The following is a 10,674-nucleotide window of genomic DNA, read 5'->3' on the forward strand; positions in this document are numbered from 1 at the left end:
TCTACTCATGATATCATCCACTGTAAAAAAACATAAAAAGATTATTTTTTTATATCACATCATTTATTACATAATATAATTAGAGAAACTTCATATAATAAAAAGAGATTGTTTTCTTATAGATATGAAAATATGGGGGAAAGGTTCAAGAAATTGTGACATTAAAAAAATACAAACATGAAAACATTGCTGTTATTGGTGCCGGTCCCGTTGGTATGTCTGCGGCGCTTAGTCTTGCGCAGAGAGGCTATCCTGTCTTTCTTATTGGTCCACCAGCCCATACAAATGAATTAAGAACAACCGCTCTTATGATGCCGGCAATAGCTATGCTTCAAAAGCTCAATATTTGGGACACCCTTAAAGATCACGCAGCTGCTTTATCTTGCATTAGAATCATAGATATTACCTCTAGAATTGTACGTGCTCCTACTGTCAATTTTTCTTCCGCTGAAATTGGTGAAGAGGCTTTTGGCTATAATATTCCTAATATAGAACTAAACAATGCTTTAATCGATTCTGTTACACATACATCTCATATTATAAGATTGATTTCTTCAGCAAAATCTTTTCATCACCAGAAAGATCATGTGTCTGTTATCCTTTCGGATGGCAGGGTTATTCAAGCCTCCCTTGTCATTGCTGCTGATGGACGCCATTCTCACACACGCGCGGCAGCAAAAATAGGTGTTAAGCAGTGGGACTATCCGCAAACAGCATTGGTCTTTAACTTTTCTCATGACTTTTCTCATCAAAATACATCAACGGAATTTCACACAGAAAATGGCCCACTTACACAGGTTCCCCTTTCTGGAAAAAGATCCAGTCTTGTATGGGTTGTTAATCCTTCTCGCGCTGAGGAATTGTTGAATCTGGATTCAAAAGAAATTGCAAAAATCATCGAAGATAAAATGCAGTTAATGCTTGGAAAGATAACGCTCGATACCCCAATTCAAGCGTGGCCACTCTCAGGACTTATTGCTCATCGTTTTGCTGCTCATAGAACGATTTTAGTTGGTGAAGCAGCGCACGTGTTCCCTCCTATTGGAGCACAAGGATTGAATTTAGGACTTCGTGACGTTCAAACATTGATTGATGTTTTATCAAACTCAATATCTGACGCTAAAACGATTGTTGCACATTATAACCAATCCCGCCGACCTGATATACTTCTTCGGAGTGGTACTGTTCATACACTCAACTCTTCTTTACTTTCTCATATATTACCTGTTCATATCATGCGAAGCATTGGGCTTGGGTTATTAGGTCATTGCTCACCGTTACGTAATTTATTTATGCGAGAAGGAATTTATCCTGGTTATGGATTTAAAAAAATTATGCAAATATTTCCAAGCAGATCGGTGAAAAAAATTCATTGATAATAAAAAAGCGCCAATGGTACAAGAAACAGCTAACAATAAAAACAAATGTTCATCTCCTTCTTCCAATAAAGTAAAATAGAGCAATTTTGAAAAGAATGCCTATTATTACAGCAATACAAACAAATCAAGGAATAACCGAAAATATAAAAATCGTCTTCAAACACTATAGCGTACCGCTGCTTTTGAAAGCGGTACTTTTGATTTTTATATTTAAACTTGATTGCAGAGAGCTCATTCTCAAAAATTCTTTTCATAATCTGCATTTACAAAAAACTTTTTATAAAAATCCAACTCTATAAGAATTATACAAATATCAAAATGAAATTTAAAAGCATTTTATATCAATATTTTTCCATAAAAAGTAAGAAAAAGGATGCATTAATCACTATAAATTTTTAATAATTTGCATCATTAAGTATAATATGAAAAATAAATAATCTCTGGAACCTGTTAGCACTACAAAAGTTAACAAACTATTGTTTCAACAGGTATGACAAGATGAAATTATTTAAGATTTTGAAACCAAGTACTTTTTTTATCATAATGGTTTGTCTCTCATCTATAGTCATCGCTTCAACAAGTGAGTTTTTTCAACCCCCATCTTATTGTCAAGCTTCTGCATATTCTTTTACCAAAGATATCTCAAAACCAGGACAAAATTCATTTACTGCTGCCCAAATTAAAAACTGCCTGATGCAAAATGGTTTTACGAATATTAAACGATTGCGTCTAGATGATAAAGGTATTTGGCGTGCTCTGGTAGAGTTTAAAAAGTCCCATTTTTTCATGTCCGTTGATTATTCTGGAACTGTTAGCATTCAAAATGAGAGAAAAAAATATGACTGATTTTAAAGCTTACAGCAACTTTGATTTTCATGATGGTGAGAGAAGTTTTTTAAAAAAAATCTCTTATTCTATGAAAGAATCTGCATTCATTGGAAGCTTAAATGGTTGTATGTCAGGAGTTATAGCAGCCATTCTCGCAACTTACGGTTATATTGCTCTTCCAGGATTTGGTCCAATTATCGTAATGGGACTGGGGACTGCATTTGTTTTTGGTGTGATAATTGGTACAATAATTGGATTAATAATAGGTTTTTTTGTTGGCATATTTTGTATTTTATGGGAAGTTTGTACACATCACAATCGTTGACAGCTTTTATAAACTTCATATCAAAGAGAAATTTTTCATTATTTAACATGTGATCAGAGATATTTTATAAAAATAATGGACAGATTATCTTTCTTATTTTTGATAAGAACCACGTCGTATTATAGACTGTGTCATATATCGACTGTATATGACGTTGCTTTCTAAGCTCTCTAAATTCCTTACTTCTTATTTTTAAAAGCGGCTCTTGAAAAAAGATAAGTGTAATATAGTTAAGTCTCTGAAAGTTGCATTTTTATCTAGAAACTAAAGAGAGCATTCAAAATATGCCTTAAAAGCCATACAAATGAAATAATTTTAAATTTATACATTTCAAATAAATATTTTATTCTTATAATATTACTGGTTGTTATTCTAATTATTAATTAATTATTTTTAATAAGTGCGAAGTTTTATAAATAAATTAAACTATATTATAATTATTTATTAATTCTTATGTAAATTAAATTTATTTTATAATTTTTATATATTGAATCAGCTAAATGAGAAGAGTTTCTTTATGAAGAGAGTTTTTTTTATTTTATTATCTTTACTGCCATTTCTTACTTGGAACACTGCTGCATTAGCGTCAGCGATGCGAGTGAAAATCTATGAGCTAGGCACAAGCAATACAAAAAAATCTATTGGTACCATTACAATTGAGGAAAGTGCCCATGGTTTAATTTTTGTACCCAATTTGTCCACTCTACCAGAAGGTTTTCATGGTTTTCATGTGCATACATATCCTCTATGTGATACAAAAGATGGTGTAATTGGTGGTGCTGCAGGTGGACATTATGATCCAAGCCATACGAACAAACATCTTGGACCTTATAATGTTCATGGTCACCTTGGTGATTTACCTGCACTTTATGCTAATGATGAGGGACGATCAACAATGAGCGTTCTTGCCCCACGAATTCAAAAACTTTCAGAAATGAGAGGACACTCCTTAATCATTCATTTTGGAGGCGATAATCACTCAGATCATCCCTTACCACTCGGTGGTGGTGGTGCACGTTTGGCGTGTGGCATTATTGAAAAATAAGCTGATCAAACGCTATTTAAAGTTTATATAAGCAATATTCTGAATATCCTTCTTTGATTTTGGTAGCTGCTTCAACATGAGGAGTATCTAATGTGCTAGCTCCTCTTTCCTCCTATGCCCCGTAAAACAATATTCCTGCTTTTGTTAAAGTGTAAAGTCTTTCCTTTTTTCAAAGACGAAGAGCCGCTAAAACACTTTTCTATATTTGATGAAGATACGTCTCCGTTACGTCATCGATTTTATCCTGAATGACCGATACAAGACATTGATTTATAATGATAATTTAGCGTTATTCATATTGAATTAGAACCCCGAATAACGTAAGATTCTCTCATTTCAAATCTGCTTATTTTGATAAAAACCTCCAAAAAATAAAAGTTATTATATTTCAAGTGGTTATTTTTTAATAAACAACCTATATCAAGATACAACCTATAAATACAACCTACGATATATTTTTGAAGGGATTTTGAGGGTGTTAGGAATCTTCAAAACCTCTAAGTAATATAAGAAAATGAATATACATAATAAAGAATTCCTTTTAAGATTGTATGTAATCAATCATCACAAGATGATAAACTTATCCGTAGTGTTTAAATGAATCTTCACAAGACCTTTAAAAAAGTAGATAAGCATGCCCCAAAAGTGAGCATGCTTTATAAATTCACTTTAGTTTCTCTTATGTCTAATTCTGGTAAGTTTCTAACAATTTTTATGGTTTCTAAACTTACAGTAATAACCCTTTGTTTGGATTATAAATAACTCCTCCAATAATACCGCCCATGACAAAATTGCTAACTAAATCAACAGGCATCATTTGTCTAAGACTACCCCGATCCGTTGTTCTTAAAATTAAAAGAAAAGCGATAAGCCCCACCGCAAGCTTAAACACGATATACCTATAACTATATATAAATTCCATGACATTCTCCCTTTTTATGAAAGCTTCTGGAATAGGGAAATCATCATCGCTTTACTTCCCACGTGATCATACGTTCACCGGTCTGTGGGTCTTTTGTATCTCTTAAAATAATTCCCTTAGCTGCAAGCTCATCACGAATTGTATCCGCAGCTACCCATTCTTTATTATGGATAAGTCGCAGCCTTTCGGCAATGCGTTGATCGATAAATTTTGAATCAAGGGAAGCTTTTCTCGTAAACAATGGACAATTTCTATCGCTTATCCACTCCTGATACAAAAGCCCCAATAAATGCATCCCATTTTTCAAAGCAACAACATTGCCTGCTTTATAAAACTTTCGTAAAAGAGTCAGTACTTTTGGAGTATTAAGATCATCACTTAAGGCCTCTACCAAAAGATTATTCATCGTTTCATGATTTTCCAAACTCTCCCTTTCACAACGGAGCAGTTCATACCAACGATACAATTCACTACTGGATTGCGTTAAACGCTGCGCGGTCCAATTTAATGGTTCACGATAATGCGTTTGTAACATCGAAAAACGCGCAGATAAACCAGCCCAACTTTGTTTTATTTCATTTGTTAAAGCCTCATTAAACTCAAAAAAATCACTCTCTAAAAGAGAACGAACCGTGATGAAATTGCTAAGGCTTTTAGACATTTTTTTGCCTTCAACCTGCAAAAAACCGTTATGCATCCAAAGATTAGCTATTCGCTCCGTTCCAAAAGCTGAACAACTTTGCGCAATTTCATTTTCATGATGAGGAAAAATTAAATCAATGCCACCACCGTGGATATCAAAAATATTCGCTGTTGGATCATCACAGTTCAAACCACCACCATAGGGTGCTAATAATTTTGCCATCGACATTGCAGAACATTCAATATGCCAACCAGGACGCCCCAAAACAGAAATCCCTCCCGGAGAAGCCCAGCCCGGTTCCCCCTCCATAGAGGGTTTCCACAAAACAAAATCCATTTCTTCTCTTTTATATGCCGCAACATCAATACGTGCCCCTGCTCTCATTTCATCTAAAGAACGTTTTGCAAATGATCCATAATGGGGCTGTTTTTTGATACTGCTGACAGAAAATAAGATATGGTTTTCTGCTTTATAAGCATGCCCTTTCTCAAGTAATCTCTCAATCAACGAACGCATTTCCTCTAAATGATCCGTTGCGCGTGGTTGGCTGGTTGGCAATAAACAACCAAGAGCTATTGTGTCTTGTTGAAATTGATAATATGTACGCTCCGTCAATTGACGAATAGCTTCATTAAGCGCTAACTCTGGATACTCACAAGCTGCTCGTGTGTTAATTTTATCATCGACATCTGTAATATTGCGCGCATATATCACATAATCATTGCCGTAAACATGACGCAATAAACGAAATAAAACATCAAAAACAATAACAGGACGTGCATTCCCTATATGCGCATAATCATAAACCGTCGGACCACAAACATAAAGACGTACTTTTTTTTCATCTATCGGTTTAAATTTTTCTTTTTTGCGTGTAAGCGTATTATAAAATCGCAACTCTCTCATGATTATACTCCGTTAGCGATATCACTCACCGTCTTTCATCCCAGATCATCGCGTTACGCGATTTAAATGAAAACTCTCAAAAATGTCTTACATCAAACTCTCTTAGCCATCTCATTTCATTTCGGCAATGCCCAAAATCTGTCAAAAAATACTTTTTTCTATCTAACTAGCGAAAAGTATTTTATCAATAAAGTCCGTACCCATTGTTGATAAAATCATCACAGAAGAAAATCTTTAATACACAATATGATATCAATTGACACAAGAAAATAGATTACAGACAGAAAATCTGAATTTTTTGACCACGCAAAACTCATCAAAACTTTCAATATTTCTCGTCGTGCTTTCCTTACTCTCTTTTACGCCCTAAATTTTATAACAGGTCTGTTATTGCTAATAATACATACACTCTTTTAATCGTTCTTGTGACCGTAGAAAAGTTTATTAGAAAGTTATAAAATAATGCGTAATCTATTGGCAATTTTTAATATTTTGGTATTTTTTTTCAATTCAATACCAACTTTTGCACAACAATCATCGCTCTATGATAAAAACTGTCAAACAAAATTATTACGGCTAGCTGAGGTTTTTGGATCTCTGCACTTTCTACAAAATCTTTGTAATGCTCCAACAAACAAATGGTATGACTACATGAATGAACTGCTTGAAGCAGAGCAACCAATAGAACCAAAACGTGCTGTTTTTTATGAAGCCTTTAATAGAGCCTATCTTTCTTTTGCAGAAAATTATCATCATTGTACGCAGTACGCAATTGAAGCAAACGAAATATACATACAGGAAAGTGTTACCTTAATCGAAGACATTCAAGATATAATAAGGAAAGCTGACAACATATTAAAGAAAGCAGCACCTTAACCAAAAGCCTTTTCGCAGATTTTGGAAATTAACCCGTATTAAGACACCACCCCCCTCAATTTCACAATAGCAATGTAATCAAAAAATGAATGGCTCAATAAACCTGCGCTTTGCTATAAACCCGTGCCTTGTCATAAACACGCGCATAGCAACCAAACCTCGAATATTTACCCGGGACCTCTCCAAAAACCAATTCTGATATCAATATGAAATTTGAAAAACACATCTTTTAGTCGCGCATACTTTGTACATGCACAAAATTATTCCATTAGATTTGCTAATTTTAAGCATCTTATGCCAAAGATTCTAAAAATTTAACAGGCTCCCCCCGTGACGGCGTAACGATTTCACCTTCCCACATAACACGCATACCACGAACAATGGTTCCAACAGGCCAACCTTTAACCTTTTTCCCGTCATAAGGTGTCCAACCAGCGCGTGAACCGATTAAGGCATTCGTAATCATTTCTTTGCGCTTGAGATCAATAATAGTCAAGTCAGCATCATATCCGACAGCCAAACGTCCTTTGCAGCTTATACCAAAAATGCGACTAGGACCATGCGAAGTGAGATCAACAAAACGTTCAAGAGATATCTTCCCTTCATTGACATGTGTGAGCATAATTGCTGCTGTTGTCTGCACTCCTGTCATTCCTGAAGGTGAGGCGGGATAAAAGCGAAGCTTTTCTTCAAGCGTATGAGGCGCGTGATCAGAGCCTAAAACATCAATAATACCTTGCTGAACACCATACCAAAGAGACTCACGATGACGCCCCTCACGAATCGGTGGATTCATTTGAATCAAAGTGCCAAATTGCTTATAGTCATCAGTCGTTAAAGTTAAATGGTGCTGTGTCACTTCAATCGTTGCTACATCCTTATGATTTTTCAGAAATTCAACTTCTTCCGCAGTAGAAAGATGTAATACATGAATACGCGCCTTTGTTTCATGCGCGATTTTCACTAAGCGCTGCGTACATTTTAATGCTGCAACCTCATCGCGCCAAACCGAATGTGATGAGGCATCTCCCTCAATACATAACATTTTACGCTCTTTTAGTCTTTCCTCATCTTCAGAATGAAAAGCAGCACGACGGTTTATATTTTTTAAAATAAGACGCACACTCTCATCATCGTCAACCAAAAGATCACCCGTAGAAGACCCCATAAATACTTTAACTCCAGCAGCTCCTGGAAGTCTTTCTAACTCTGCCAATTCATGTGCATTTTCACGCGTTCCTCCAACCCAAAACGCAAAATCACAATGCATCCGGTGAAATCCGCGTTTAACCTTATCGTTTAATGCTTCTTTTGATATGGTGAGTGGTTTGGTGTTAGGCATTTCAAAAACTGTTGTAACCCCTCCTAAAACCGCAGAATAAGAACCACTTTCCAAATCCTCCTTATATTCATTCCCTGGCTCGCGAAAATGAACTTGGCTATCAATAATACCTGGTAAAATATGCAATCCGGTGCAATCGATGACCTCACCAGCAGAAGCGCGCGAAAGATCCCCCATTTCAGCAATACGGCCATTGGTGACACCAATATCACGCTTGCTACTTCCATCATGGTTTACAACTGTTGCACCTTTAAAAATTGTATCAAATATTTTACACATAGCCATACTCCTTACACATTCCCTTTCTTATCGATTAGGTAACTTTAAGCAGAAAGGCAAGAACCATGATAAAAAAACACAATGCCATTTCCTTTACAAACCGTAAAATTATTAAAGTTACGGGGGAAGAAGCAACAGATTTTCTGCAAACTTTGATCACAACAGATGTAAAGAAAATAAGCCCACAAGAAATTTTCCCTGGCGCTCTCTTATCCCCACAAGGAAAGGTGATAGCTGATTTTCTTATTAGCAAAATAGAAGATGGTTATCTCATTGATATCGTTGCATCGCTTGCTGATAGTTTCCAGAAACGCCTCCTGCTCTATAAGTTACACAAAAAAGTTGAAATTACACAACCATTACAAGAGCTTGTTACAGTTTTTTGGAACAATGAAGCAGAGAGTTTAAATTTTGATTCAAGTTTTCTTGATAAACGATTTCCACAAAAAGAAAAAGTAAGCCGAATCTATGGAAAAATATCTTTTTTTGCTCAAGAATATCATAACACTTGGAATCAATTGCGTGTTCGTTATGGAATTGCAGAAAGTGATCAAGACTATGAAATAGGAAAAGTCTTTCCCCATGATATTAATTATGATCAAATCAATGGGCTATCATTCAACAAAGGCTGTTATATTGGACAAGAAATTGTTTCACGAATGCATCATCGCCACACGGCGCGTCGCCGTATTTTAGTTGTTAAAAGCCAACATGAATTAACACCAGGCTCCAATGTTGAAGCAGGAACAAAAGTCCTTGGCTCCTTGAAAACATGTGCTAAAAATGAAGCGCTCGCTTTAATGCGTATTGACCATGTTAAAGAGGCTATGGATAATGACATCTCATTTACAGTCCAAGATGTTCCTGTCACCATAAGTATTGCTGAAAATATGAATTTTACCTTTCCTGAAAAAACCTAAGAAACGCACTAAATGGCTAAAGCTGAAGTAACACAAAAAGGAGAAGCACGCGCTTGGCAAAGGATGCTTTCTGGCAGGCGGCTCGATTTGCTCAACCCTTCCCCGTTTGATATTGAAATAGAAGATATTGCCCATGGGCTTGCCCGGGTTGCACGTTGGAATGGACAAACACAAGGGGAATATGCCTATTCTGTTGCACAACATTCACTTTTGGTCGAAAAAATATTTCAGAAGCTTTATCCTCAATCACGTAACAGTGAGTGTCTTTGTGCCCTTCTTCATGATGCACCAGAATATGTTATTGGTGATATTATTTCTCCTTTTAAAGCTGTTATAGGCAAGCAATATGAACGCATCGAAAAATATATACAGGATGCTATTCACATGCGCTTTTCTCTCCCCGTTAATCCTTCTCAAAAGCTTTTAAAAAAAATCAAACAAGCCGACCGTATTGCTGCATTTTATGAGGCAACTACCCTTGCCGGTTTTAACACAGAAGAAGCTCTTCGCTATTTTGGTTCGCCCCATCATATTTTACCTGATGATCTCAATTTGCAACCATGCTCTACACAACAAATTGAAAATGCTTTTCTAATCCGCTTTAATGACCTTGATACGCAAAGATCAGGCTAATATTCTCTTTGCATCATTTATTCTTTGACTGTGCTCATTAAAACAAATCTATTCAATGATTATTCTCTTTGCTTAGCATCTCCCTTAGATACAATCACAATAAAGAATAAGTCTCTTTCTTCCATTCATAATCATATAACTGTTTGATGTTTTACAATTTTTATTTTTATCATAAAGCATCGTTTTAAATGAATGTCGTTAAAAATGAGCAAACAAGAGTTCCTTAATAATATGCTCTCAACAACAGATTCAAAAACGTACGCATTCATGAAATGATGACGTGTAAAAATCATAGCCCAAAATTATAACCCAAACTAAACGCACACAGAAAAAATATAAAAAATAAGCATTTATTATATAGTAATGAATTGATTTATAATAATAACTTATCCTTGTTTAACTTGAATCATAATCCCGAATATTGTAAGTTTCTCTCATTTCAAACCTCTTTATGTTGAATCAATTTTTTTCACTTGGCTTTACACACTCAGCGGTTTTGATAAGTATATTTTTGCGAAATATAACTTTTTGTTTTTTATATATATATTAGAAGTTTGGGAATAGAATTCTAAATAC

At 35.3% G+C, this 10,674-nt stretch carries 9 protein-coding genes and 1 pseudogene; 7 read left to right on the forward strand and 3 right to left on the reverse strand.

The features are described from left to right. Positions 1-155 precede the first annotated feature (155 nt). The 4 genes from BN67_RS06505 to BN67_RS06525 all read left to right on the forward strand — a co-directional run bounded on the left by BN67_RS06505 (position 156) and on the right by BN67_RS06525 (position 3,577). A complete protein-coding gene (locus BN67_RS06505) occupies positions 156-1,376 on the forward strand; it encodes a UbiH/UbiF family hydroxylase (protein ID WP_019223333.1) in 1,221 nt (406 codons plus the stop codon). A 501-nt stretch (positions 1,377-1,877) separates the two neighbouring features. Then, positions 1,878-2,225 carry a hypothetical protein gene (locus BN67_RS06515; protein WP_019223335.1) on the forward strand — a complete coding sequence of 116 codons (348 nt, stop codon included), beginning with the start codon at positions 1,878-1,880 and terminating at the stop codon, positions 2,223-2,225. After that, positions 2,218-2,532: a hypothetical protein gene (locus BN67_RS06520; RefSeq protein ID WP_019223336.1), complete on the forward strand. Its 315-nt coding sequence runs from the start codon at positions 2,218-2,220 to the stop codon at positions 2,530-2,532. The genes BN67_RS06515 and BN67_RS06520 overlap by 8 nt, the downstream gene beginning before the upstream one ends. Before the next feature lie 517 nt (positions 2,533-3,049). After that, positions 3,050-3,577, forward strand: a complete 528-nt coding sequence (locus tag BN67_RS06525; protein ID WP_019223337.1) for a superoxide dismutase family protein — start codon at positions 3,050-3,052, stop codon at positions 3,575-3,577. Between the two features lie 745 nt (positions 3,578-4,322). On the opposite strand, the pseudogene BN67_RS06530 reads toward BN67_RS06525, so the two are convergent. Together BN67_RS06530 and cysS are read right to left on the reverse strand one after the other, a co-directional pair. Then, positions 4,323-4,499 (reverse strand): annotated as a pseudogene (locus BN67_RS06530) (DUF421 domain-containing protein); the annotation flags it as partial. 43 nt (positions 4,500-4,542) lie between these two features. Then, the gene (cysS, locus tag BN67_RS06535; protein ID WP_019223339.1) at positions 4,543-6,048 is read right to left on the reverse strand and encodes a cysteine--tRNA ligase; all 1,506 of its coding nucleotides are present in this window, start codon (positions 6,046-6,048) and stop codon (positions 4,543-4,545) included. A 462-nt stretch (positions 6,049-6,510) separates the two neighbouring features. On the opposite strand from cysS, the gene BN67_RS06540 reads away from it, so the two are divergent. Next, positions 6,511-6,924, forward strand: coding sequence for a TIGR02301 family protein (locus tag BN67_RS06540; RefSeq protein ID WP_019223340.1), 414 nt, complete (start codon positions 6,511-6,513; stop codon positions 6,922-6,924). A gap of 292 nt (positions 6,925-7,216) precedes the next feature. Here BN67_RS06540 and BN67_RS06545 read toward each other — a convergent pair whose 3' ends face one another. Beyond that, positions 7,217-8,545: a dihydroorotase gene (locus tag BN67_RS06545; RefSeq protein WP_019223341.1), complete on the reverse strand. Its 1,329-nt coding sequence runs from the start codon at positions 8,543-8,545 to the stop codon at positions 7,217-7,219. A gap of 65 nt (positions 8,546-8,610) precedes the next feature. Between BN67_RS06545 and ygfZ the strand changes: the two genes are divergently transcribed. Continuing rightward, complete coding sequence (gene ygfZ / locus BN67_RS06550) at positions 8,611-9,465, forward strand: CAF17-like 4Fe-4S cluster assembly/insertion protein YgfZ (RefSeq protein ID WP_019223342.1); 855 nt, start codon at positions 8,611-8,613, stop codon at positions 9,463-9,465. Positions 9,466-9,477: 12 nt separating this feature from the next. Next, positions 9,478-10,098, forward strand: a complete 621-nt coding sequence (locus tag BN67_RS06555) for a YfbR-like 5'-deoxynucleotidase (protein ID WP_019223343.1) — start codon at positions 9,478-9,480, stop codon at positions 10,096-10,098. Positions 10,099-10,674 lie beyond the last annotated feature (576 nt).

It is taken from the genome of Bartonella rattaustraliani AUST/NH4 (genome assembly GCF_000312565.1).
In the GTDB taxonomy this organism is placed as follows: Bacteria; Pseudomonadota; Alphaproteobacteria; order Rhizobiales; family Rhizobiaceae; genus Bartonella; species Bartonella rattaustraliani.